Here is a 22,697-nt window from a genome sequence, read left to right as displayed (position 1 = left end):
CGTGGACGCACGGGTGACCGAAACTCCGTACCATCGGGATATGACCGCTGGGCTTCCGGAACCTGTCTCCCGTGATCAGTTACGCGTCTCGCACGAGGAGCGCGAAGCCGTGGTGGAGCGGCTGAGCACGGCGGCGGCCGAAGGCCGGATCGACCTCAGCGAGCTGGACGTGCGCCTGGACCTGGCCCTGAACGCCAAGACCTACGCCGACCTGGCCCCCCTCACCGCCGACCTGCCCCCCGAGGCTCCCGTGAACCGCGGCCCTCTCGTCATCAAGGGCGGCATGAACGGCGCGACCCGCTCCGGCCGCTGGCAGGTCCCCGCCCAGATCACCGTGTACGGCGGCATGGGCAGCGCCAAACTCGACTTCACCCAGACCGAGTGCCGCCTGCCCGAGGTCGCCATCGAGGTCCACGGCCAGATGGGCGGCGTCACCATCGTCATCCCCGACGGCTGGGTGGCCGCGACCGCCGACATGGACCCCGGCCTCGGCGGCTTCCGCGACAAGACCACCTCCGACCGCCTCCCCCGAACCCCCCTGATCCGCCTCACCGGCACCGGCGGCGCCGCCGGCGTGGTCATCCGCCACCCCAACAGCTGGGAACGCCGATCCCAACGCCGCAACCAAAAGTCCCTGAACAGCTGACCAGCGCACGACCGCCTGTCTGACCCCACACCGGACCTGAGCGCTACGGCGGCTGACGGGGGATACCTGTCACGCCGGTGATGTCAGAAAGACGTCAGGCAGAAGGGGTGGCCAGCGGGATCCAGGAGTACCCGCCAGCGTCCGTCGCCGGGCTGATGGTCCGGTTTGGCCGCGCCGAGTTCCAGGGCCAGCTCTTCCATCGCATCGAGGTCGTCAGCGCGGAAATCCAGGTGGAACTGTTGTGGCACGTCCTGACCCGGCCACTGCGGAGCCCGGTATCCGTCAACCCGCTGGAACCCCAGATCACAGCCGGAGTCGTCCGTCAGAGCGACGAACTCGTCCGTACCGAAGAGTTCGCGCATCCCGGTCAGCGCACCGTAGAAGCCGGCCAGCGTCCGCGGGTCGGCACAGTCCAGAGTCACCCCTCGCAGTACAGCGCCTGGCACCATCCGCTCCTTCGCGTCCGCACGTCTGTCTCCGTGAGCCGCCGCCGCACGCGATCACCGGCCCACAGCCACACCGTACTCGCCACATCCATCGCCGAAGTAGCGGTTTATCCCTGCCCCAGAGCAACGGGTGGCTGTGACAGGCGCTTTCGATACACGCCCCAGAGCGGCGTGTCCGGTCACCCGATGACCTCTTCAATGGAACTCACGTTGAAGTCAAGCGCTCGTTTGATCCAGGAATCGAGCGTGGCTTCATCGGTACAGGACTCGATACGCGCGCGATCATCATCGGACAGCGCGATACACCTCCCGTCCAGCATCAGCAACAGCGTCGCCGCCTTCCCCTCCGTTTTGCCCTCCGCCTTCCCCTCTGCCCGGCCCTCCGCCAGGAGCTTCTGCGCGTAAGGGTGCTGATAGAGGAACGAATTCGCAGCCATGTCGCGGAGATTACCGAAGCCATGCGATTGATTTCAGTTAGTTTTGATCAATCAAAGTGCATAGGCGCTCTACAGCCCTGGAGTGCGGTGGAGAATTAGCCAGCAGGGCGGCGAACTTCATTGGGACTTCCCGGAGATTCTCATTGGCGGAAAGTATCCGCGAGTAGGGATATGCCTTTTTCTATGCGGTCGGGGTGGATCAGGCCGTAGCCGAGGATGAGGCCGGGCTGGGGGTGGGTGGCGTAGAAGCGGGTGAGGGGGTCGAGGGCAAGGCCGGCGGTGTGGGCGCGGGTGAGGGCGGCTTCGAGGTCGAGGGGGGTGCCGGGGGTGAGGCGGGCGCTCACGTGGAGGCCGGCGCAGGAGGGGATGACGTCGAGGGTGCCGGCGAAGTGGGTGTGGAGGGCGGCGAGGAGGGTTTCGCGGCGGGTCGCGTACTCCTGGGTGGCTTTGCGGAGGTGGCGGGAGAGCAGGCCTTCGTCGATGAAGGCGGCGAGGGCGGCCTGGGAGGTCTGGTCGCCGTGCCAGTCGGTGAGCTGTTTGGCGGTGCGCAGGGCGGGCTGCAGCGAGGCGGGGGCGATCAGGTAGCCGAGGCGGAGCATGGGCAGCAGGGCCTTGGAGAAGGTGCCGATGTAGATGACGCGGCCGGAGGCGTCGATGCTCTGGAGGGGTTCCAGCGGGCGGCACTCGAAGCGGTAGTCGCTGTCGTAGTCGTCCTCGACGATGACGGCGTCGTGGCGTTCGGCCCAGGCCAGGAGGGCGGCGCGGCGGGGCAGGGACATCGGCGTGCCGAGCGGGAACTGGTGGGAGGGCGTGACGTAGACCAGGCGGGCGCCGGCGGGAAGCGCGGAGACGTCCAGGCCGTCGTGGTCGACGGGCACGCCGGCGACGCGGGCGCCGAGGGAGCTGAAGAGTTCCCGGGCGGGCGGGTAGCCGGGGTCCTCGACGGCGACCACGTCGCCGGGCTCGACGAGGACGCGGCCGATGAGGTCCAGGGCCTGCTGGGCGCCGTTGGTGATCAGGACGTCGTCGTCCCCGGCGCGTACGGCCCGGGAGACACCCACATGACGGGCGATCGCGGACCGCAGCCCCGGATGCCCTGCGGGATCGGCGTACCCGGGCACGCGCACGTTGGCCCGGCGCAGCTCGCGGGTGACCATCCGCCGCCAGGGCTCCAGCGGGAACAGCTCGGGGTCGGGGCTGCCGAACCGGAAGTCGTACAGGGGGACGTCTCCGGGAGTCCGCATGGGTACGGCCTGGGCGGCCAGCGTCTCCCACAGCGCCCTCGGCCGGAGCCCCCGCCCGGCGGGCGCGGCCCGGGGACGCTCGTGGATGAGGTGCCGCGGGCACACGTACGTGCCCGCGCCGGTCCTGCCGACCAGGAACCCCTCGGCGGTGAGCCGGTCGTACGCGCCGGTGACGGTGTTCCGCGACACCCCCAGGCGTCCGGCCATCTCGCGGGTGGGCGGCAGCCGCTCCCCCGGCCGCAGCCGCCCGTCCAGGATCGCGTCCAGCAGGAACCGGTAGATCCCGGCCGCCAGGTCCCCACGCCCGCCGAGCTCGACGTCGATGTCCACCCGCCACCTCCATTGGCCCAATCAGATCCCCCGATATTGGACCTTACACTCAGCCAATGTCTCCTCTAGGGTTGATCAATAACACCTTTTCGCCATGAATAGGAGCAAATATTGTGACAACGACCGCAGACATGTGGTTTGATCCGGTTTGTCCGTGGGCGTGGATCACCTCACGCTGGCTGCTGGAGGTCGAGCGGGTCCGCGACGTGCGGATCAACTTCCACGTCATGAGCCTGTCCGTGCTCAACGAGGGCCGCGACGAGCTCCCCGAGCGGTACCGGGACTTCATGACCACGGCCTGGGGCCCCGTCCGCATCGCCGTCGCCGCCGAGGAGAAGTACGGCCCCGAGATCCTGCGCGATCTCTACACCGCCTTCGGCACCCGCATCCACCACGACAAGACCCCCGTCGGCCCGGACCTGTTCCGGGACGTGCTCGCCGAACTCGGCCTCTCCGAGGATCTCGCCGACGCCGCCGGCAGCGACGCCTTCGACGAGCGGCTGCGGGCCAGCCACCACACCGGCATGGAGCCGGTCGGCTACGAGGTCGGCACCCCGGTGATCCACATCCCCGGCTCCGACGGGGAGCTCATCGCCTTCTTCGGCCCGGTCGTCACCCCGATCCCGCGCGGCGAGGCCGCCGGACGCCTCTGGGACGGCGTCCTGCTCGTGGCGGGCACGGACGGCTTCTTCGAGCTCAAGCGCTCCCGTACGCGGTCACCCGAGTTCGGGTGAGGCCCGCAGCGCCGCGATCAGCCACTCGTACGCGGCCACCGCCGGTGTGAACGGCGGCAGGCCGTTGAGCACCCCCATCAACAGCCAGTACCGCTCGACCCGCGCGTCGGTGAACGTCGCCAGCTGATCGGCCAGCACCCCCCGGCCGGCGCGCTCCGTACCGACGACCAGATCCACCACGGCCTGCCCCTCCGGCGACGCGGGATCGACGCCCGAATCGGCCGCCGCGCCCGCGTGCCGCAGGATCGCGTCAGAGTCCAGGGCCGGCCCGGCGTCGCCGCCGCGCGCCCCGGCCTCGGCCATCTCCCGCACCCGCCGCCGGAACGCCTCGTCGGCGACCAGTTCGGCCAGTTCCACCCAGGCGTCCACCTGCTCGTCGGTCGGCTCGTCCGGCAGTTCGGCCGGCATGCGGCGCATCGCGTCCGCGATCCCCGCCCCGGGCGCGGCCGGATCCAGGCCCGCGAAGGTGTGGTCCACGAAATCGTCGATCAGGTTCTGCCGCTCCCGCGCGGACAACCGGGCCATCCGGTGCATGAGTCTCATCTCCTCTGCGTCGCTTCCCCGCCGAGCGATCGACCGCAGCACCGCCCGCTTCAGCCGCAGGGCCCTGATCTCCGCGTCCAGCGCGTCGGCGTGCGCGCCGGCGATCTCCGCCACGCTCTCCGGCCGCCGCACCACCCGGCACACGGTGTCCAGGTCCAGCCCCAGCTCGCGCAGGGTGCGCACCAGCTCCAGCCGGGCCACCGCGGCCACGTCGTACAACCGGTATCCGCCGGTCGAACGCCGCGTCTCCGGCAGCACGCCCTGGTCGGACCAGAACCGGATGGTGCGCACCGGAAGACCGGTGCTCCGAGCGAGCTGCCCGATGGTGAACAGCTCGGTACGTTCGCTCACGACCCCAGCCTCGACCTTCCACCTACTGGAGACTCAAGCCTTTTCTCCGCCGATAGTTTCGATCACCTCCTGCGCGGTCTGCAACTTCAGCCGCCACCCGCGCTCCACGTCCTCCCCCAGCCGCGCGGTGAGCTCCTCGTTCACCGCCCGCAGGCAATCCCGCAGCTCATGCCCATCGGTCCCCATGTATCCAGAATCGGCCTGGCCCTTTCATCAACGGGTCACGGCGGGGTAAGGGTGGGGGCACCACATCACTCGATCACTCAGGAGGAGGGGTCATGCTGCTGGCCGGGAAGAACGCGGTGATCTACGGAGGCGGCGGCGCGATCGGCGGCGCGGTGGCCAGGGCGTTCGCGGCGGAGGGCGCCAGAGTCTACCTGACCGGGCGATCGCTCGACGCGGTCGAGACCGTCGCCGGCGAGATCCGTTCGGTGGGCGGCTCGGTGGAGACGGCCCGCGTGGACGCCCTGGACGAGCGGGCGATCGGCGAACATCTGGACCTGGTGGCCGCCGAGGCCGGCAGCGTCGACGTCAGCTTCAACCTGATCTCGCACGGCGACGTGCAGGGCGCCCCGCTGACCGAGATGTCCCTGGCCGACTTCGAACGCCCCGTGGTCACCGCGATCCGCACCACGTTCCTGACCGCGCGCGCCGCGGGCCGCCACATGGCCAAACAGGGCTCCGGCGTGATCCTCGTCTTCGGCGGGTACGGCCCGCCCATGCCCAACCTGGGCGGCCTCCAGGTCGCCTTCGGCGCGCTGGAGTCCCTCCGCAACGCCCTGGCCGCCGAACTCGGCCCGTACGGCGTCCGCGTGATCACCCTGCAGACCGGCGGCATCACCGAGACGATCCCCGAAGGATTCCCCGGCGGCCAGGAGATCGTGGCCGACATCGTCGGCCAGACCCTGCTCGGACGGGCCGCCACCCTCGCCGACGTCGGCCACGTGGCCGCCTTCGCCGCCTCCGACCGCGCCAGGTCGATCACCGCGTCAGCGATCAACATCTCCTGCGGCGCGATCCCCGGCTAGCCGGGCGGCCCGGGACTCCAGGTAGTGGCGCTCGGGCAGGCTGGTGGTGCGCCGGGCGGCCTCCCGGTAGCGGTCGCGGGCGGCGGGCAGGTCCCCGGCCATCTCCAGCAGGTGCGCGCGCACGGCCGCCAGCCGGTGGTGCCGGTTGACCCGGCCGTCCCCGTCCAGGGTGGCCAGCAGGTCGAGGCCGGCGGCCGGGCCGTGCACCATGGCGACGGCGACCGCCTGGTTGAGGGTCACCATCGGGCCGGGTGAGAGGCGGGCGAGCAGCTCGTACAGGCCGAGGATCTGCGGCCAGTCGGTGTCCTCCGCCCGCGCCGCCTCCGCGTGCACGGCCGCCACCGCCGCCTGCAGCTGGTACGGCCCGAGCGGCGACCGGCTCAGCGTGGCGGTGAGCAGGCCGGACGCGGCCTCGATGGCGGGCCGGTCCCACCGGGAGCGGTCCTGCTCGGCCAGCGGGACCAGCCCTCCGTCGGCGGTGGTACGGGCGGCCCGGCGGGCGTCGGTGAGCAGCATGAGCACCAGCAGCCCGGCCACCTCGCCGTCCTCCGGCAGGAGCCGGTGCACCGCCCGGGTCAGCCGGATCGCCTCCCCGGTCAGCTCGGGCGTGGCCAGGTCGGGCCCGGAGGTGGCCGTGTAGCCCTCGTTGAAGATCAGGTAGAGGACGTGCAGCACCACCCGCAGGCGTTCCGCGCGCTCCCCCTCGGGCGGCAGCCGGAACTCGCTCCCGGTGGCCTTGACGCGCTGTTTGGCCCGGGTGATGCGCTGCGCCATCGTCGCCTCGGGCACCAGGAAGGCGTGCGCGATCTGCGCCGTGGTCAGCCCGCCGACGGCGCGCAGGGTGAGCGCCACCTGCGACGGCGCCGACAGCGCGGGATGGCAGCACAGGAACAGCAGCGTCAGCGTGTCGTCCTGGCCGGAGGGCTCGGTGTCCACGGGCGCCATCGCCGCGAGCGCGGCCTCCCGGCGGGTGCGCGCCGACTCGCTCCGCCACTGGTCGGTCAGGCGGCGTCCCGCGACGGTGACCAGCCACGCCCTCGGGCTGTCCGGCACGCCCTCCTCCGGCCACTGCACGGCCGCCGCCAGCATCGCCTCCTGGACGGCGTCCTCGCAGGCGTCGAACTGGCCGTACCGGCGGACGAGCAGGCCCAGGACCTGCGGCGCGAGCCCGCGCAGCAGGTCGTCGAGGCCGGGGTCCCGCGTCACCACCCCGATCGTAGGGGAAGCGTCAGGCCGACTTCTCCTGGTGGCCGGAGGCGCGGCGGTCGCGCGGGATCAGGGTGGGGTTGACGTTGTCCAGCACGGTGTCGCGGGTGACCACCACGCGGGCGACGTCGTCCCGGCTGGGCACCTCGTACATGACGTTGAGCAGGACCTCTTCCAGGATGGCGCGGGTGGCGCGGGCGCCGGTGCGGCGCAGCAGGGCCTGCTCGGCGATGGCCTCGACCGCGTCGGGGGCGAACTCCAGCTCCACGCCGTCCATCTCGAACAGCCGCTTGTACTGCTTGATGAGCGCGTTGCGCGGCTCGGTGAGGATGCGGGCCAGGGCGGCGCGGTCCAGCGGCTCGAAGGTGGAGACGACCGGGAGCCGCCCGACGAACTCCGGGATCAGCCCGAACTTGACCAGGTCCTGCGGCATGACGCCGGCCAGGCCGTCCTTCTTCTCCCGGGAGCGCAGCGTGGCCCCGAACCCGGCGCCCTTGCGGCCGACGCGCTGCTCGATGACCTTCTCCAGGCCGGCGAACGCGCCGCCCACGATGAACAGCACGTTGGCCGTGTCGATCTGGATGAACTCCTGGTGCGGGTGCTTGCGCCCGCCCTGCGGCGGCACGCTGGCCGTCGTGCCCTCCAGCATCTTCAGCAGCGCCTGCTGCACACCCTCGCCGGACACGTCCCGCGTGATCGACGGGTTCTCGCTCTTTCGCGCGATCTTGTCGATCTCGTCGATGTAGACGATCCCGGTCTCGGCGCGCTTCACGTCGAAGTCGGCGGCCTGCAGGAGGCGCAGCAGGATGTTCTCCACGTCCTCGCCGACGTAGCCGGCCTCGGTCAGCGCGGTGGCGTCCGCGATCGCGAACGGCACGTTCAGCATCCGCGCCAGCGTCTGCGCCAGGTACGTCTTGCCGCTGCCGGTCGGCCCGATGAGCAGGATGTTGGACTTGCCCAGCTCGACCTCGTCGCCGGCCTTCCCGGCCCTGACCCGCTTGTAGTGGTTGTACACGGCCACCGAGAGGGCCATCTTCGCCCGCTCCTGGCCGATCACGTACTGCGCCAGGAAGTCGAAGATCTCGCGCGGCTTGGGCAGATCCGGGCGCTCCTGCCCGGACGTCTCCTGCCGCTCCTCCTCGATGAGCTCGTTGCACAGCTCCACGCACTCGTCGCAGATGCAGATCCGGCCAGGCCCCGCGATGAGCTTCTTGACCTGCTTCTGGCTCTTCCCGCAGAACGTGCACTTCAGCAAGTCGGCGCCATCACCCATGCGAGCCACGCGTCTCCTCAAATGATCCCATCATCCAGATGGTGACGGTATCTTGGTTAGAAGGGTACGGCAACGCGGCCAGAATACGGCTAGAAAACCGGCAAGTCCGGCGAGGAGGACTATTGGGTCGGCTCAGCCGGGCGCAACTTCAGGCACGCAACCGGGCCAGAGTGCTCGCCGCAGCCCGCCAGGAGTTCGCCGCGCACGGCTTCCGCGGCGCCAGAATCGACACCATCGCCGACCGGGCCGGGTTCACCCGCGGCGCGGTCTACTCCAACTTCCCCGGCAAGCGTGCCCTCTACTTCGCCGTCCTGGCCGACCTCGCCGAGCACGCCGCCCCGCCCGCGGGCCCGCAAGCCGCCGGTGACGCGCGGGAGGCGCTCGGCGCCCTGGCCCGCGCCTGGCTGGCCCGCCTGCCGCTCACCGGCGAGCCCGAGTCGGCCCGCCTCACCCGCGACCTGCACCCCGAGATCCTGGCCGAGGAGCGCATCCGCCGGCCGTACGCGCAGTTGCTGAAGCTCGACGCCGTGCTGCTCGGGCTGGCCCTCGAACGGCTGGAGGGGTTCCCGGGGCGGCGGGTCAAGGTGGCCGAGTCGGTGCTGGCGGCGCTGCACGGCGCCCGCCAGCTGTCGGCGGCGGCGCCCGGGTTCGTGGAGCCGTTCGGCGTGGTCAGCGTCTGCGAACGGCTGGCCGGGCTGGATCTCGGGGACTGGTGGCCGGTGCTGCCGTGGATCCCCCGGGTGCGGGCGGTGGACGAGGGATGGGCGGAGCCGTACGGGCATGATCTGGTGCGCGGGGAGCAGACGCGGCTGGACGGCGACGGGGTGGTCGCGGTGCTGGGGCTGAACCGGCTGGAAGCGGCCGAGGAGGCGGTACGGGCCGGGTCGGCGGTCACCGCGATCCTCGTGACGAGCGACCCGGACGAGCTGGCGCCGCTGGCGCGGCTGGTGGTCGCGGAGCTGACCGGCTGCCTGCGGGAGGCGTTCCCGGTGGCGGCCTGGCCGCAGGTGCGGGTCGTGGTGGACGGGGGCGGGCTGGCCGCCGTCGCCGGAGTGGCCGCCGGTGACGACACCGAGGTGGCGCTGCGGATCCGGGGTGGGCGCGTGGTGCTGCGCGCCGAGGGGCGGGGGGCCTGTCACGTGGCCGCGTCCGCCGGGGCGCAGGACGTGCGCGAGGTCACGCGGTAAGGACGGTGGTGACGCCGACGGGGAGCCAGTGGATGCGGCTGCGGATGTCCTCGGGGGCGCGGGCGAACTCGCGTTCCATGGTGTGGCGGCCCTGCTGGAAGTGGTGCCAGCCCTCGTAGTGGATGGGGATCGCCGTCTGCGGGCGGAGTACGCGGCAGAGTTCCACGGCGTCGCGGGCGGTCATCGTGTACCGGATCGGGCCGGTGATCGGGAAGCGCACGCCGCCCAGGTGCAGCAGGGCGGTTCCGATCTGGATGCGGTCGGCGACGCGCCGCACCCCTTCGTAGAGGACGGTGTCGCCGGAGATCCACAGGGCGCCGTGCCGCTGGCCCTTCCAGGTCAGGGCGAAGCCGATCACGTCGCCGGTGAGCGCGCGGCTGAGCGGCGGGCCGTGCCGGGCGGGCGTGGCGGTGATCTCCAGGGTGGGCTGGCCCGGGGCCTCCAGCTTCGTCGCCGCCCACGGTTTCAGGCCGCGCGTACGACCGCCGAGCCGCCGCGCGCCCGCCACCGTCGTGATCACGACCTTGGCGGAGGGCAGCAGGCCGCGACCGCTGTCGTCGAGGTTGTCGCCGTGGTGGTCGTGGGTGAGCAGGACCGCGTCGATGGGCGGCAGGCTCGACGCGGCCATCGCCGGGCCGGCCGTCTTGTGGGAACTCGTGCCCAGGCCGAAGGAGTACCGCCGGCCGGGCGGGTCGAAAGTCGGATCCGTCAGCAACCGCCACTCGCCTACTTCGATCAGGGCCGTCGGGCCGCCGATGTGGGTGATGTGGACGTCGCTCATGCGCGGCTCCCGAAGAGGCTGGTACGGGCGGTGTAAGGGCGCCCTTCAGCCGACGGTACTTGCTCGTTCGCCCGAGGGCCCAGACACGGGCATATACCGCGATTTACCACCTCGGTATGGACGGCCGGGCCGCTGGGGAGCGGTGCTCGACAGTCGTTCGGGGGGCGGCCGGGAGAGAAACCTCAGGAAATTTCGCGATTCCGGTGAATGCGCAGGCCAGCGGCCAGATATTTCTTCACGTCGCCGATCGCGCCCGGATCGACGGGGGCACGTTTCCGCAGGTCAGGCAAAACGTGAATGTATGTTACACGTTTGCCAAAGCGGGTTCGCCTAGTCAAGATGGTTGAACTTCCACCAAACAGGCCCCGACCAGGGCTTTCTTCGCCATGCCCATAATCACCACCCCGAGGAGGGGCGATGATCCATGCCCGCGGACTGACTCGCAGCTTCAAAATGAAGGGAGGCCCCGTCCACGCCGTACGCGGTCTCGACCTCGACGTCGAAGCCGGGCAACTGGTGGCGTTCCTCGGCCCGAACGGCGCGGGCAAGTCCACCAGCCTGCGCATGCTCACCTCGCTGCTCCCGCCGACCTCCGGGACCGCGATCGTGGCCGGGCACGACGTCGTGAAAGAACCCTCGGCCGTACGGGCGCGAATCGGATACATCGGGCAGAAGAACGGCGCGGGCGAGAACTTCCGGGTCCGCGACGAGCTGGTCAGCCAGGGGCGCTGCTACGGGCTCAGCCGCGCCGACGCCCGCGTACGCGCCGACGAGGTCCTCACGCAACTCGACCTGGAACCCCTGGCCCTGCGCCGGCCCGGCACCCTGTCCGGCGGGCAGCGCCGGCGTCTGGACATCGCGCTCGGCCTGGTGCACCGGCCCGCCCTGCTCTTCCTCGACGAGCCCTCCACCGGCCTGGACCCGCAGAGCCGCGCCAACATCTGGGAACACATCCTGCGCCTGCGCGCCGACTACGGCACGACCCTCTTCCTCACCACGCACTACCTCGAAGAGGCCGACAGCATGGCCGAACGCGTGATCATCATCGACCACGGCCGCATCATCGCGGACGGCACCGCCACCCAGCTCAAAAGCGACCTGGCCGGCGACCGCGTCACCGTCACCCTCTCCACCGACTCCGACGCCCCCCAAGCCGCGGCCATAGCCGAACGCCTGACCACCATCCCGCCCGCCATCTCCGCCCCGGCCGTCTCCGTGACCGCCGCGGGCGAGATCGTGGAATCCGGTGCTTCCGCTCCCGTCTCAACAGCGGTTTCAGGCGCGATCCTGCAGTTGCGGGTGCCGCACGCCGGCACCGCCCTCCCCGAGTACCTGCGCGCCCTCGACGCGGCCGGGGTGAAGGTCGTCGCGGCCGAAACCTCCCGCCCCACCCTGGACGACGTCTTCCTCGCCCTCACCGGTCGCACTCTTCGCGAATCCGAATCCGAATCCGAACCCGCCGACGCCGCCCCGGCCTCGGTCTAGACGTCCCCGAAGGGATGAACCATGGCATTCGTCCGTGACACGGTGACCGTATTCGAGCGTGAGATCGCGCCGACCCTCCGAGATCCGCTCGGGCTGCTCTTCACGATGATGCAGCCCCTGCTGTTCCTCTTCCTGTTCGGGCCGCTGCTCTCGGGCACCACCAGCATGAACGACGCGCCCTGGCAGTGGTTCGTGCCCGGAATTCTGATCATGATGTGCCTGTCCGGGCCGATGATGGCCGGATACATGCTCCTGGTCGAGCTGATCGGCGGCTCCATGGAGCGCATGCTGGTCACCCCGATCAGCCGCACGGCCATGCTGGTCGGCCGCACCCTCAAGGAGTTCGTCGTCCTGCTCGCCCAGTCCGCGCTGATCATCGGCCTGTCCATCCCGCTGGGCTTCTCCGCCAACCCGGTCGGCGTGTTCGCCGGACTGGCCCTTCTGATCGTCTTCGGCGTCGGCCTCGGCGCGCTCTCCTTCGTCCTGGCCATCGCCTCCGCGCCCGGCGGCGAACTCTTCTACGGCGTCACCCAGCTGATCATGTTCCCGCTCCTGCTGCTGTCGGGCGTGCTGCTCCCCGTCGAGTACGGCCCCGCCTGGCTCCAGACCGCCGCCGCCCTCAACCCCGTCACCTACATCGTCAACGCCGAACGCGCCCTGTTCTCCGGCGGCTTCACCGACATCTCCCTCCTGTACGGCCTGCTCGCCGCCGTCGCCGTGGCCGCCCTCGGCCTGACCCTCGGCACCCGCTCGATGCGCCGAGGCGTCTGACCCTCGATCTCACGCCAGCTCGACGTGATGGGAACGCGCGTCGGGCCGGCTGAAGGTCAGCAGGCCTTCCGCCTCGGCGAGGAGTTCCTTCCTGACCGAGGCGGAGAGCGGCTGGAACGGCATCAGGCTCAGCGTGGCCGCTCCCCGCGCCACCTTGACCGACCACATCCCCGCGACCATTCCGTCGACCAGGAAGGTCGGCTTCAGCTGGGCGTTGGCCTTGACGTAAACGACGTTGCGGTAGGGCTCGGGGAGGATGCGGGTCCGCCGCTTGGGGGCGTACGCCAGGAGGGTGCTGTCGAACCAGGGCAGCAGCCGGACAGGGGCGGGAGTGGCCGGATCGGGACGCGGAGAGCCGGGCAGATCGTAGAGAATCCGCCCGGACTCATCAGTGAATCTGACCAGTCCGGGCATTCTTTCGAGGGCCGCACGCACCGGGGTGAGGTTCCAGGCGATCCAGCTGGCCACATCCTCGGCGGCGGCCGGCCCGAACGCCCGCAGATGACACCCGATCACCTGCTCCAGCGCCGCCTGGACATCCGCCGGCTCAGCCACCTCGCGGGCTTGAGAACCTGGGTCCGCTCCCTGAGCACTGCCCGCACTGTCAGCCCGGCGCGCCTCGCCGAGCCTGCCCGGCTCGGCGAGCTTCCCCGCCGCGCCTGGCAGTGGAGCAGCCACGAAAAGGGCGGGGGTTCGGGTTCCCCAGATCCCGTCGGCGGGCGCTCGCAGGAACCGCGCCTGCATTATCAGGCCCGTCCACTTGAACTCCCGCTGGAGCTGCAACTCCGCCGCACTGACCGCGTCCGGATTCGCGGCGACCCATGACTCGACGAACTCCACGAGTTCCGACACCGGCCGCGCGGTCGTGCCGTGCCGCCGTAACGCGGCGGTCAGTTCCGCCATCCCCGGATCCGGATCCGGATCCTGCCCTGCCCGCCACCGTGTCACCTTCGAGGCGGCGGCGACCGTCGCATAAGCCGCATACTCCCCCGCGGCGACCGTATGGATGGTTCCTCGCAGCAGTGTCCCTGTCAGCAGTTCGCCCGCGTCGTGTGCCTGGAACGCCCCCTCCGGAGGGCAGTCCGCCATGCGGCTCCACAACGCCGGCCGCAAGGCGGGCCAGTACTGCATCTGCAACGCGCCGACCGAGGCCACCACCGACCCGACCGGCCCTCGCAGCCGATCGAGCAACCCCTGCCGGGCGAGCAGCGCCCGGTTCAACGCCCGCTCACTCATCACCCGCACACCCACACGCTACGGGGACCCACCGACAGAACGGCAGCCGTACGCCTGGCGACTATGTCGGTGGCGGCGGTTACGTTTGCGGCATGACCGTGCTCACGCTCCGGGAGCTCAACCGGGCCACGCTCGCCCGGCAGTCACTGCTGAGCCGATCGCGCATGAGCGTCGTCGAGGCGCTGGAGCACCTGGTCGGGTTACAGGCGCAGACGCCGCACAGCTGGTATGTCGGCTTATGGACGCGGCTGGCCGGATTCGAGGCGGAGGACGCGGCGAAGCTGCTGGCCGGCAGGGAGGCGGTGCGGATCGCGCTCATGCGGTCCACGATCCACTTCGTGACCGCGCGCGACGCGGTCTGGTTGCGGCCTCTGGTGCAGCCGGTCATCGAACGCAGCACCAACGGAGCGTTCGGCAAGGACCTCAAGGGCGTCGACCGGGAGGCGCTGACCGCCGACGGGCGGGAACTCGTGGACAGCGCGCCACGGACACCGGCCGAACTGGGAAAGCTGCTGGCCGAGCGGTGGCCGGGCCGGGATCCGCTGGCGCTCTCGCAGGCGATCCGGATGTGGCTGCCGCTGGTGCAGGTGCCGCCGCGCGGTGTGTGGGGCCGCAGCGGCGCGACCGCGCACACCACGACCGACGCCTGGCTCGGCCGCCCGCTGGCCACCGACGCCACACCGGACGAACTCGTCCTGCGGTATCTGGCCGCGTTCGGGCCCGCGTCGGTGAGGGACATGCAGACCTGGTGCGGGCTGACCCGCCTGTCCGAGGTCGCCACCCGTCTCGGCGAAGGCGGGCGCCTGGCCGTCTTCACCGACGAACAGTCACGGGTGCTCTACGACCTGCCCGACGCGCCACGCCCGCCCGCCGACACCCCTGCCCCGGTGCGTTTCCTCTACGACTTCGACAACCTGCTGCTGTCCCACGCCGACCGCAGCCGCGTCATCACCGCCGAGTACTTCAGCCAGGGTTTCTCCCCGCACGGGCCCATGCCCAGCATGGTCCTGATCGACGGCTTCACCGGCGCCCACTGGCGGATCGCCCGCGCCCGCGGCACGGCGACCATGCGCGTCAAACCCTTCACCCCGCTCTCCCCCGCCGTGCGCGCCGAGGTGGAGCGGGAAGGGGCCGGCCTCCTGGCCTTCACCGATCCCACGGCCGTGCACGACGTGCAGTGGCTCCCCCACTAGGGCGCGGAGATCCGGTAGAGGACGTGGCGGCGGACCTGGTGGTCGGCCGGGACGGACGGGTGGTCGAAGTCGTCGGCGGGGTCGTACGTCATGCCGATGCGGGTCATCACGGCGCGGGAGCGGAGGTTGCCCACGGCCGTGAACGAGATGATCTCCTTCAGGCCGTGCAGCCGGAAGCCTTCGGCCAGGACGGCGCGGGCCGCCTCGGTGGCGTAGCCGTACCCCCAGGCGGACCGGGCCAGGCGCCAGCCGATCTCGACGCCCGGGCGGAAACCGGGGATCGCCAAGCCGGTGAAGCCGACGAACTCGCCGGTGGCGGCCACCTCCACCGCCCACAGCCCGAAACCGCGCGCCTCGAAACCGGCCTCGATCCTGTCCACCAGGAGGTCGCTCTGCTCGCGGGTCATCGTCGCGGGGAAGTGCTCCATCACCTCGGGGTCGGCGTTCAGCGCGGCGAACGGCTCCCGGTCGGAGTCACGCCACCGCCGGAGAAGCAGCCGCTCAGTCGACAGATCCATGCCGTCATTGTCGCGGAAACACCCGCGGACCGGATGTCGTGCGGGAACAAGGGGTCGGGCCGTGTGGTTAACTACGTATGCCGGTGTGGATGTGTCCCCCGGGCCGCATTTACCGCCTTCACGGAATACCGTTCGGCTGGAGCCGTGTTGTGCATCTCGCCGAGGAGGCGACCACCACACCGGCCTAATGCTTTTCCAGCGCCCCGCCCAGAGCGGGGCGCTCGTGTTTCCGCACCCCTCGGACGCCGTACGGCGACGCCGGGAACGACGACCAGCCCGCCTCGGTGAGGATCAAGGCGTGGGGAACTACGCTTGACCTGGTCGCCTAGCCGAGGAGTGGTCTGTGTTCTACCGTGTCGCCAAGTTTCTCAGCGTTCCCGCGGTGCACCTGGTGTGGCGGCCGAAGGTCGAGGGGCTGGGGCATGTGCCCGAGCAGGGGCCGGCGATTCTGGCGTCCAACCACCTGTCCATCCTGGACTCCTTCTTCCTGCCCGCGCTCCTCCCCCGGCGGGTGACGTTCGTGGCCAAGAACGAGTACTTCACCAGCAGCAACCCCCTCACTCGCGTGATCATGCAGGGGAATCTGGCCATCGACCGGGACAGCGCGCGTGCGGGGCAGGAGATGCTCGACGCGGCGGCCGGAGTGCTGAAGTCGGGCGAACTCTTCGGCATCTACCCGGAGGGCACCCGCTCGCCGGACGGCCGGCTGTACAAGGGCAAGATCGGCGTGGCCTGGCTGGCCCTCACCACCGGCGCCCCGGTGCTGCCGGTGGCGATGATCGACACCGAGCGGGTCCTGCCGCCCGGCGCCTCCGTGCCGCGCGTCCACCGCATCGGCGTACGGATCGGCGAACCCATGACCTTCACCGGCGACCCCGCCAGGGCCCGCGACCGGCGGCAGGTCACCGACGACGTGATGGCCGCCATCCAGCGGCTCTCCGGCCAGGAGTACGTGCCCTCGTACGCGAAGCGCCCGAGCGCCGACACCCCCGCCTGACCAGCCGCGCGGCATCGTCCGATCCAGGTCACCCCGTACCCCGGCCTGTTAAAACCCGAAAGGTAACGAAACGGGCGCGCTAGGATCTCTGGCGAGCATAAAGGGGGCATAGCGTGCGCGGACGGACAATTGCGATCACATCGGTGGCGGTGGTGGTGGTCGCCGGGGCGGCCGGCGGAGGCGCGTGGTACCTGCTGCACACGCGCGGCACTCCCCAGGAGACCGCGCAGCGGTTCGCCGCCGCCTGGACGAAGGGCGACATGGCGGCCATGAAGGCCGAACTCGCCGCCCCGCCGAGCGGCGACTTCGACGCCGCGTACGCCGAGCTGACCAAGAACCTCAACGCCACCGCCGTGGACGTCAAGCTCGGCCAGATCACCGCGAACGGCGACGACAAGGCGACCGCCGCCTACACCGCCACCGCCGCCCTCAAGAACGTCGGCGACTGGACGTACACCGGCACCATCGACCTGACCGTCGCCGACCGGCACTGGCGGGTGGACTGGTCGCCGGCCGCCGTACATCCGTCCCTGACCGGCGCCAACCACCTCAAGCTCAAGACCACCTGGCCGAACCGGGCCGCCGTCACCGACTCCGGCGGCACCCGCATCGACGGCAGCGACGTCGGCGGATCCGTCCAGCAGCTCGTCGGCTACCTGGACAAGGCCACCCAGAAGGACGTGAAGAAGCTCGGCCCCGCCTACCGCACGGGGCAGGCCATCGGCCGGGGCGGGCTCCAGGAGACCTTCCAGAAGCGGCTCGCCGGGACGCCCACCACCGAGGTCATGGCCGGGGAGGAGAGCCTGACCACCATCGAGGGCACCGACGGCAAGGCGGTCGCCACCACGCTCGACCTGAACGTGCAGCAGGCGGCCGCGAACGCCGTACGCGACATGGAGAAACCCACCTCACTGGTGGCGATCCGCCCGTCCACCGGCGAGATCCTGGCCGTGGTCAACAACCAGGGCGGCTTCAACCGGGCCCTCGACGGCCGGTACGCCCCCGGCTCCACCTTCAAGACCGTCACTGCGGCCGGGCTGCTCGCGGCCGGCGTGAACCCCGCCGACCAGGTCACCTGCCCCAAGAACGCCAACGTGGGCGGCCTGAAGATCCGCAACAGCGACCACGCCGCCTACGGCACCCTCAGCTTCCTGGACTCCTACGCGCACTCCTGCAACACCACGTTCGCCCCCCTCACCAAACAGCACCTCAGCGCCAAGGCCCTGTACGACACCGCCACCGCGCTCGGCTTCAACCAGCCGCTCAACATCGGCGTGCCGGCCACGAAGGCGAGCATGCCGCGCGCCACCAGCGACGCCGAACTCGCCGCCGAGTCCTTCGGCCAGGCCAAGATCACCGCCAGCCCGCTGGTCATGGCCTCCGTGGCCGCCGCCATCGCCGACGGCTCGTGGCGCCCGCCCACCCTGGTCCCCAACCTCAAGCAGAAGGCCACCGAGCAGGCCCTCCCGGACGGCGTCGCCGAACAGCTGCGCGCCATGATGCGGGCCGTCGTCACCAAGGGCACCGCCCAGGCCGCCGGCCTCCCCGACGGCACGTACGGCAAGACCGGCACCGCCGAGTTCGGCACCGGACCCGAGCTGGAGTCGCACGCCTGGTTCCACGGCTTCAAGGGGGATCTCGCGTTCGCCGTGGTCGTCGAGGGCGGAGGCGGCGGCGGCAAGATCGCCGCCCCCGTGGCGGCACAATTCCTCAACGGCCTCTGACCGTCCCGGGCGGCCGCTAGAGGATCAGGGCGGCCGCCGCGTCGTGGCGGAAGGCCATGATCAGGAGAGTGGCGATCAAGGTCGCGATCAGGAGCCAGCTCACCGCGATCACCACGGTGGAGCGCCGTGGACGTCTGCGCCTTCGGCGATCACCCCGTCGCCGGCCGTGTTCCCCGCGCTCCACGCGCTCGTTGAACGACTCAAGGCGGGCGGCGAGCCGCGGATCCTCATCGCTGAGGTGCCGCTCGATCATCGCCAGCATCCGCTCCTCGTCCTGCGACCAGGCCATGGCGCACCTCCCCGGGATGCAAGGTGTGTGCCGACGTTCTGCCCAACCATGAAGATCGTTAGCCGTTTGCTGGTCGGGTATTTACCGGCCGTTGGCCGGCAACGGCAACTCGCCACGAATCGCCAATCAAGGCTTGAGCAGCCACTATTCACCGGAAACCACTCAACAAGCCTGTAAATGCGCTGATCAGCGGGCAATGTGACCCACATCACATCAACATCCGGGCGGTCCAAGCCGTCCTAGGGAAGTGAGGGGACCACACACGATCAGAGGGAACTCATTTTGCCGATGCCGGGGGCTGTACGACGCGTCGCCATCAGGGCACTCGAAGAACGGGACCGGCGCCGGGCCAGAAAGGCCCCGCCTCCCGACACCCGGGAGATCCGCATCCTGTTACTCCACGCCAACGGCATGGGCGGCACCATCCGCACCGTCTTCAATCTCGCCGGGCATCTCGCCAGAAACCACGACGTCGAAATCGTCAGCGTCGTACGTGAAAGCCCGGAGCCGTTCTTCGATGTCCCGCCGGGGGTTCGAGTCCGTTATCTCGACGACCGTGTGAACGGCCGGAAGGGAATTCTCAATCGGTTCCGCAGCCGGCTCACGCCGGCGGACGAGACCGCGAGTCACTGGTTCACCCTCAGGACCGACCTCGCCCTGCTGCGCTACATCCGGGGCCGCCGCCGGGGCGTGCTCATCGGCACCCGCCCGGCCCTCAACCTGCTCATCGCCAGAGCCGCGGGACCGGAGATCATCACCATCGGGCAGGAGCACGCCAACCTCGCCTCCCACCAGCCCGAAACCCGCAAGCAGATCCTCCGCCGGTACGGCCGGCTCAGCGCCCTGGTGACTCTCACCCAGGCCGACCTGAGGGCGTACCGGAAAGCGCTCAAACGCCGGCCCGGGCGGCTCGCGCAGATCCCCAACGCGGTCACCCGCCTGAACGGCCCGCCCGCCCGCCGCACCGAACCCGTGGCCGTCGCCATCGGCCGCCTCAACCACGCGAAAGGCCATGATCTCCTCATCCGGGCCTGGGCGCACGTGCACCAGCGTCACCCCGAGTGGACGCTGCGCATCTACGGCCGCGGCCCGCGTGAGGACAAACTCCGGCAATCGATCGAGGACAAAGGGCTCACCGGCAGCGTGCACCTGATGGGCGCGGCCGAAGACGTCGGAGCCGCCCTCGGGGAGGCCGCCGTCAACGTCCTCAGCAGCCGCCGCGAAGGCATGCCCATGACCATCCTCGAGGCCATGAGCAAAGCCGTCCCCGTCGTCGCCTACGACTGCCCCACCGGCCCCGCCGAGATCATCACCCACGGCCACGACGGCCTGCTCGTACCCCCCGGCAAGATCCACGCCCTCGCCGACGCCATCTCCAGCCTCATCGCCGACCCCGACCTCCGCACGAAACTCGCCACCCAGGCCCAGACCACGGCCGCCGAGTACGACATGACCGTCATAGGCGCCCGCTGGGACAAATTCCTCCGCGACCTCCGAGACCGGTCACCGGAGGACAGCGCCGGATAACGGCGAGGAGCGGCGGCCTTGAGGCGCTGCTAGGCGTCGGCGTACTTGCGTAGGCGGTCCGCGAGGGCTGTGATCTCTCTGCGGAGTTCTGCTGGGTGGATCACTGTGAAGGGCCAGCCGAGGCCGGCGAGCATCTGGGCCATGCCGTCGAGGCGTTCCGCGCGGGCGACCAGGCGTACGCCGGAGTCGACCGCGGTCAGGGTCGCCGCGGTCGGGGGGACGCGGCGGCGGACCTCGGGGAGGGGCGCGTGGACGATGACCTCGACCTCGTGGCGGAAGGGGACTCCGGCGAGGCTGTTCAGGACGTGCGCGACCGGGTCGAAATCGTCGGGAGCGGGCGGGAAGGGCGTTTCCAGGACCTCGGCCGAGGTCACGCGGTCGACGCGGAAGGTGCGCAGTTCGCCGCGCAGGTGGTCGAAGCCGGTGACGTACCAGCGGGCGGAGTTGAGGACGAGGCCGTAGGGGTCCAGGTCGCGGGTGGTGGGCGCGCCGCGGAACGAGCGGTAGGAGAGGCGGACTCGGCGCCGGCGGCGGGCGGCGTCCGCGAGGGAGAGCAGGACGGAGGCGGGGAGCGGGGGCGAGGCGGGGCGGTGGAAGGCGAGGCCGACGGTCTCGGAGATCGCGCGGACGCGCTCGCCCAGAGCCTTCGGCAGCACGCGTTCGATCTTCGCCAAGGCGCTCTCCGTGCCGAGGGCGACCCCGTTGTGCCGTCCCGCGAGCAGGCCCAGCACCACGGCCGCGGCCTCGTCCTCCGAGAGCATCAGCGGCGGCAGCTTGTAGCCCGGCAGCAGGCGATACCCGCCGTAACGCCCGCGATCCGCCACGACCGGGACACCCAGCTCCGTCAGCCGGGCCGCGTACCGGCGCACCGTGCGCTCGTCCACGTCCAGCCGGGCGGCCAGTTCGGGCCCGGTCAGGCCCGGCCGGGCCTGCAACAGCTCCAGCAGGGTCAGCACACGATTCGTCGTCATATCAGGACCGATTCTGTCCGGATATTTCCGTACGGTCGAGTCAACGAACCGAAGGAGTAAGCATGAGCACCTATGTTCTGGTTCCGGGCTTCTGGCTGGGCGCGTGGGCCTGGAAGGACGTCGTCGCCGATCTGCGTGCGACGGGGCACACCGCGTACCCGGTCAGCCTCACCGGGCTGGCCGACCGCGCCCACCTGGCCTCGCCCGCCCTCACCCCGGACGACCACATCGCCGACATCGTGAACCTGATCACGTACGAGGACCTGCACGACGTGATCCTGGTCGGCCACAGCGGCAGCGGCGGCGTGGTCACGGCGGCCGCCGACCGCATCCCCGAACGTGTCGCCCGCATCGTGTACGTCGACAGCGGCCCGGTCCCGGACGGCGTGGCCCAGATCGACCTCGCGGGCCGCGAGGACGTGGAGGCCGCCCTGGTGGACGGCTTCCGCCTGCCCTTCGTCCCGCTGGAGATCCAGGGCCAGGCGGGCACCAGCCTGGACGGCCTGACCCGGGAGACCATGGACCTGATCACCGCCCGCGCCACCGCCCACCCGTACGGCCCGATCAGCCGGCCCTTCGCGCTCACCGGCGCGTGGGACAAGCTGCCCAAGACGCTGGTGAGCTGCCAGTTCTCGACGGCCGAGATCGCGGAGCTGAGGGCTCAGGGCCACCCGTACTTCGCCGCGATGGCCGGCCCGGAGTGGGAGATCCGCGAACTCTCCACCAGCCACTGGCCGATGTTCTCCCGTCCCGCCGACCTCTCCGCGCTGCTCCGGGCGGTCGCCTTTACAAAGTAGAGTAAGGCGTCAGCTCCGTCGGCTCGGCGATCACGTCCACCAGGGCGCCGTTGCGCAGCACCGTCACCGGCAACGGCCGCCCGATCGCCTCCGCGAACATCAGCCGCTGCAGCCCCTGGGCGTCCCCCACCGGCCGGCGCCCGGCGCTCAGCACCAGGTCCCCCGCCCGTAATCCCGCCCGCGCCGCCGGGGAGCCCGGCACCACCTCGACCACCCGCAGCGCGCTCGGCTGCCCCACCCGCTCGCGGATGGCCGGGGGCAGCGGCGCGGGCGTCGTGACCAGGCCGAGGTAGGCGCGCCGGACCCGGCCGTCGCGCATCAGGGCGGCCACGATCGAGCGCGTGGTCGCGTTGACGGGCACGGCCAGCCCCAGCCCGGTCCCGGCGACCGCCGTGTTGACGCCCACCACGTGCCCGCGCGCGTCGGCGAGCGCGCCGCCCGAGTTGCCGGGGTTGAGCGCGGCGTCGGTCTGGATGACGTCCTCGATCAGGCGTACCGCCGACCCGCTCCGGGCCGGGAGGGAACGCCCGAGCCCGGACACGACCCCGGCGGTCACCGAACCCGCCAGCCCGAGCGGGTTGCCGACCGCCACCACCAGCTGCCCGACCACCAGCCCGTCGCTGTCCCCCAGCGTGACCGGCGGCGGGGTCGGCTCCAGCGCCCGGAGCACCGCCAGGTCCGACAGCGGGTCCGCGCCCACGACGGCGAACTCCGCGGTGGTCCCGTCGGAGAACGCGGCGGAGCCGGTCCGCGCCGAGCCGACCACGTGCGCGTTCGTCAGCAGGAAGCCGTCCGCCGTGAAGACCACGGCGGAGCCGCTGGACCTGCCGGCCTTGATGGCGGCGACCTTCGGCGTCAGCTCCGCCGCCACGGAGGAGACGATCAGGGAGTACTCGTCCATGCGCACCCGCTCTCCTACACCACTTACTTGATTACACCTCACAACGAGGTGACCCGTGACATTTGTCCCGCCCGATCGAGTA

The 22,697-nt window shown here is 70.8% G+C and carries 23 protein-coding genes; 11 read left to right on the top strand and 12 right to left on the bottom strand.

All coding sequences use genetic code 11. The features are described 5' to 3' along the window. Positions 1 to 40: 40 nt before the first annotated feature. Positions 41 to 646, top strand: a complete 606-nt coding sequence (locus Aph01nite_RS42125; protein WP_204040985.1) for a DUF1707 SHOCT-like domain-containing protein — start codon at positions 41 to 43, stop codon at positions 644 to 646. 83 nt (positions 647 to 729) lie between these two features. Here the strand turns inward: Aph01nite_RS42125 and Aph01nite_RS12425 are convergent, their stop codons facing one another. The 3 genes from Aph01nite_RS12425 to pdxR all read right to left on the bottom strand — a co-directional run bounded on the left by Aph01nite_RS12425 (position 730) and on the right by pdxR (position 3,103). After that, positions 730 to 1,095, bottom strand: coding sequence for a VOC family protein (locus tag Aph01nite_RS12425; protein ID WP_204040984.1), 366 nt, complete (start codon positions 1,093 to 1,095; stop codon positions 730 to 732). Positions 1,096 to 1,271: 176 nt separating this feature from the next. Further along, on the bottom strand, positions 1,272 to 1,529 hold the full coding sequence (locus Aph01nite_RS12420) for a hypothetical protein (protein ID WP_204040983.1): 258 nt from the start codon (positions 1,527 to 1,529) through the stop codon (positions 1,272 to 1,274). A gap of 140 nt (positions 1,530 to 1,669) precedes the next feature. Continuing rightward, positions 1,670 to 3,103, bottom strand: a complete 1,434-nt coding sequence (pdxR, locus tag Aph01nite_RS12415; protein WP_204040982.1) for a MocR-like pyridoxine biosynthesis transcription factor PdxR — start codon at positions 3,101 to 3,103, stop codon at positions 1,670 to 1,672. A 131-nt stretch (positions 3,104 to 3,234) separates the two neighbouring features. On the opposite strand from pdxR, the gene Aph01nite_RS12410 reads away from it, so the two are divergent. Continuing rightward, positions 3,235 to 3,837: a mycothiol-dependent nitroreductase Rv2466c family protein gene (locus tag Aph01nite_RS12410; protein WP_204041010.1), complete on the top strand. Its 603-nt coding sequence runs from the start codon at positions 3,235 to 3,237 to the stop codon at positions 3,835 to 3,837. Here Aph01nite_RS12410 and Aph01nite_RS12405 read toward each other — a convergent pair. Beyond that, positions 3,820 to 4,731, bottom strand: coding sequence for a helix-turn-helix domain-containing protein (locus tag Aph01nite_RS12405; protein ID WP_204040981.1), 912 nt, complete (start codon positions 4,729 to 4,731; stop codon positions 3,820 to 3,822). The two genes, Aph01nite_RS12410 and Aph01nite_RS12405, sit on opposite strands and share 18 nt — an antisense overlap. Before the next feature lie 278 nt (positions 4,732 to 5,009). On the opposite strand from Aph01nite_RS12405, the gene Aph01nite_RS12400 reads away from it, so the two are divergent. Next, positions 5,010 to 5,759 carry an SDR family NAD(P)-dependent oxidoreductase gene (locus tag Aph01nite_RS12400; RefSeq protein WP_204040980.1) on the top strand — a complete coding sequence of 250 codons (750 nt, stop codon included), beginning with the start codon at positions 5,010 to 5,012 and terminating at the stop codon, positions 5,757 to 5,759. On the opposite strand, the gene Aph01nite_RS12395 is transcribed toward Aph01nite_RS12400, so the two are convergent. Continuing rightward, complete coding sequence (locus Aph01nite_RS12395; protein WP_204040979.1) at positions 5,721 to 6,968, bottom strand: RNA polymerase sigma factor; 1,248 nt, start codon at positions 6,966 to 6,968, stop codon at positions 5,721 to 5,723. The two genes, Aph01nite_RS12400 and Aph01nite_RS12395, sit on opposite strands and share 39 nt — an antisense overlap. A gap of 19 nt (positions 6,969 to 6,987) precedes the next feature. After that, positions 6,988 to 8,247, bottom strand: a complete 1,260-nt coding sequence (gene clpX, locus Aph01nite_RS12390; protein WP_275419199.1) for an ATP-dependent Clp protease ATP-binding subunit ClpX — start codon at positions 8,245 to 8,247, stop codon at positions 6,988 to 6,990. A 113-nt stretch (positions 8,248 to 8,360) separates the two neighbouring features. Between clpX and Aph01nite_RS12385 the strand changes: the two genes are divergently transcribed. Continuing rightward, entirely contained in the window at positions 8,361 to 9,425 is a 1,065-nt protein-coding gene (locus Aph01nite_RS12385; RefSeq protein WP_204040977.1) for a TetR/AcrR family transcriptional regulator, read from the top strand. On the opposite strand, the gene Aph01nite_RS12380 is transcribed toward Aph01nite_RS12385, so the two are convergent. Continuing rightward, positions 9,415 to 10,206, bottom strand: a complete 792-nt coding sequence (locus tag Aph01nite_RS12380) for an MBL fold metallo-hydrolase (protein ID WP_204040976.1) — start codon at positions 10,204 to 10,206, stop codon at positions 9,415 to 9,417. The genes Aph01nite_RS12385 and Aph01nite_RS12380 overlap by 11 nt on opposite strands. A gap of 417 nt (positions 10,207 to 10,623) precedes the next feature. Here Aph01nite_RS12380 and Aph01nite_RS12375 point away from each other — a divergent pair, with 417 nt between their 5' ends. Together Aph01nite_RS12375 and Aph01nite_RS12370 are read left to right on the top strand one after the other, a co-directional pair. After that, positions 10,624 to 11,691 (top strand): ABC transporter ATP-binding protein, encoded by a 1,068-nt coding sequence (locus Aph01nite_RS12375; RefSeq protein ID WP_204040975.1) that lies wholly within the window; start codon positions 10,624 to 10,626, stop codon positions 11,689 to 11,691. A gap of 21 nt (positions 11,692 to 11,712) precedes the next feature. Next, complete coding sequence (locus Aph01nite_RS12370; RefSeq protein WP_204040974.1) at positions 11,713 to 12,462, top strand: ABC transporter permease; 750 nt, start codon at positions 11,713 to 11,715, stop codon at positions 12,460 to 12,462. Positions 12,463 to 12,471: 9 nt separating this feature from the next. Here the strand turns inward: Aph01nite_RS12370 and Aph01nite_RS12365 are convergent, their stop codons facing one another. Then, the gene (locus tag Aph01nite_RS12365) at positions 12,472 to 13,698 is read right to left on the bottom strand and encodes a winged helix DNA-binding domain-containing protein (RefSeq protein ID WP_239161623.1); all 1,227 of its coding nucleotides are present in this window, start codon (positions 13,696 to 13,698) and stop codon (positions 12,472 to 12,474) included. A gap of 92 nt (positions 13,699 to 13,790) precedes the next feature. Between Aph01nite_RS12365 and Aph01nite_RS12360 the strand changes: the two genes are divergently transcribed. Continuing rightward, positions 13,791 to 14,891 (top strand): winged helix DNA-binding domain-containing protein, encoded by a 1,101-nt coding sequence (locus Aph01nite_RS12360; protein ID WP_204040972.1) that lies wholly within the window; start codon positions 13,791 to 13,793, stop codon positions 14,889 to 14,891. Here the strand turns inward: Aph01nite_RS12360 and Aph01nite_RS12355 are convergent. After that, a complete protein-coding gene (locus tag Aph01nite_RS12355; protein WP_204040971.1) occupies positions 14,888 to 15,409 on the bottom strand; it encodes a GNAT family N-acetyltransferase in 522 nt (173 codons plus the stop codon). The genes Aph01nite_RS12360 and Aph01nite_RS12355 overlap by 4 nt on opposite strands. Positions 15,410 to 15,752: 343 nt before the next feature. On the opposite strand from Aph01nite_RS12355, the gene Aph01nite_RS12350 reads away from it, so the two are divergent. Then, the gene (locus Aph01nite_RS12350; protein WP_204040970.1) at positions 15,753 to 16,406 is read left to right on the top strand and encodes a lysophospholipid acyltransferase family protein; all 654 of its coding nucleotides are present in this window, start codon (positions 15,753 to 15,755) and stop codon (positions 16,404 to 16,406) included. A gap of 143 nt (positions 16,407 to 16,549) precedes the next feature. Next, the gene (locus Aph01nite_RS12345; RefSeq protein WP_239161615.1) at positions 16,550 to 18,130 is read left to right on the top strand and encodes a penicillin-binding transpeptidase domain-containing protein; all 1,581 of its coding nucleotides are present in this window, start codon (positions 16,550 to 16,552) and stop codon (positions 18,128 to 18,130) included. A gap of 16 nt (positions 18,131 to 18,146) precedes the next feature. On the opposite strand, the gene Aph01nite_RS12340 is transcribed toward Aph01nite_RS12345, so the two are convergent. After that, positions 18,147 to 18,419 (bottom strand): DUF3040 domain-containing protein, encoded by a 273-nt coding sequence (locus Aph01nite_RS12340; RefSeq protein ID WP_204040968.1) that lies wholly within the window; start codon positions 18,417 to 18,419, stop codon positions 18,147 to 18,149. A gap of 288 nt (positions 18,420 to 18,707) precedes the next feature. Between Aph01nite_RS12340 and Aph01nite_RS12335 the strand changes: the two genes are divergently transcribed. Then, positions 18,708 to 19,946, top strand: a complete 1,239-nt coding sequence (locus Aph01nite_RS12335; protein WP_204040967.1) for a glycosyltransferase family 4 protein — start codon at positions 18,708 to 18,710, stop codon at positions 19,944 to 19,946. Between the two features lie 29 nt (positions 19,947 to 19,975). Here the strand turns inward: Aph01nite_RS12335 and Aph01nite_RS12330 are convergent, their stop codons facing one another. Continuing rightward, positions 19,976 to 20,917 carry a helix-turn-helix transcriptional regulator gene (locus Aph01nite_RS12330; protein ID WP_204040966.1) on the bottom strand — a complete coding sequence of 314 codons (942 nt, stop codon included), beginning with the start codon at positions 20,915 to 20,917 and terminating at the stop codon, positions 19,976 to 19,978. Between the two features lie 62 nt (positions 20,918 to 20,979). On the opposite strand from Aph01nite_RS12330, the gene Aph01nite_RS12325 reads away from it, so the two are divergent. Next, complete coding sequence (locus Aph01nite_RS12325; protein ID WP_204040965.1) at positions 20,980 to 21,714, top strand: alpha/beta fold hydrolase; 735 nt, start codon at positions 20,980 to 20,982, stop codon at positions 21,712 to 21,714. Here Aph01nite_RS12325 and Aph01nite_RS12320 read toward each other — a convergent pair. Beyond that, positions 21,704 to 22,615, bottom strand: a complete 912-nt coding sequence (locus Aph01nite_RS12320; RefSeq protein WP_204040964.1) for a S1C family serine protease — start codon at positions 22,613 to 22,615, stop codon at positions 21,704 to 21,706. The two genes, Aph01nite_RS12325 and Aph01nite_RS12320, sit on opposite strands and share 11 nt — an antisense overlap. Positions 22,616 to 22,697 lie beyond the last annotated feature (82 nt).

This window comes from Acrocarpospora phusangensis (assembly GCF_016862995.1).
GTDB classification, from domain to species: domain Bacteria; phylum Actinomycetota; class Actinomycetes; order Streptosporangiales; family Streptosporangiaceae; genus Acrocarpospora; species Acrocarpospora phusangensis.
The sequence above is the reverse complement of the archived record's forward strand: the minus strand, read 5'-3'. Positions and strand labels throughout refer to the sequence as shown.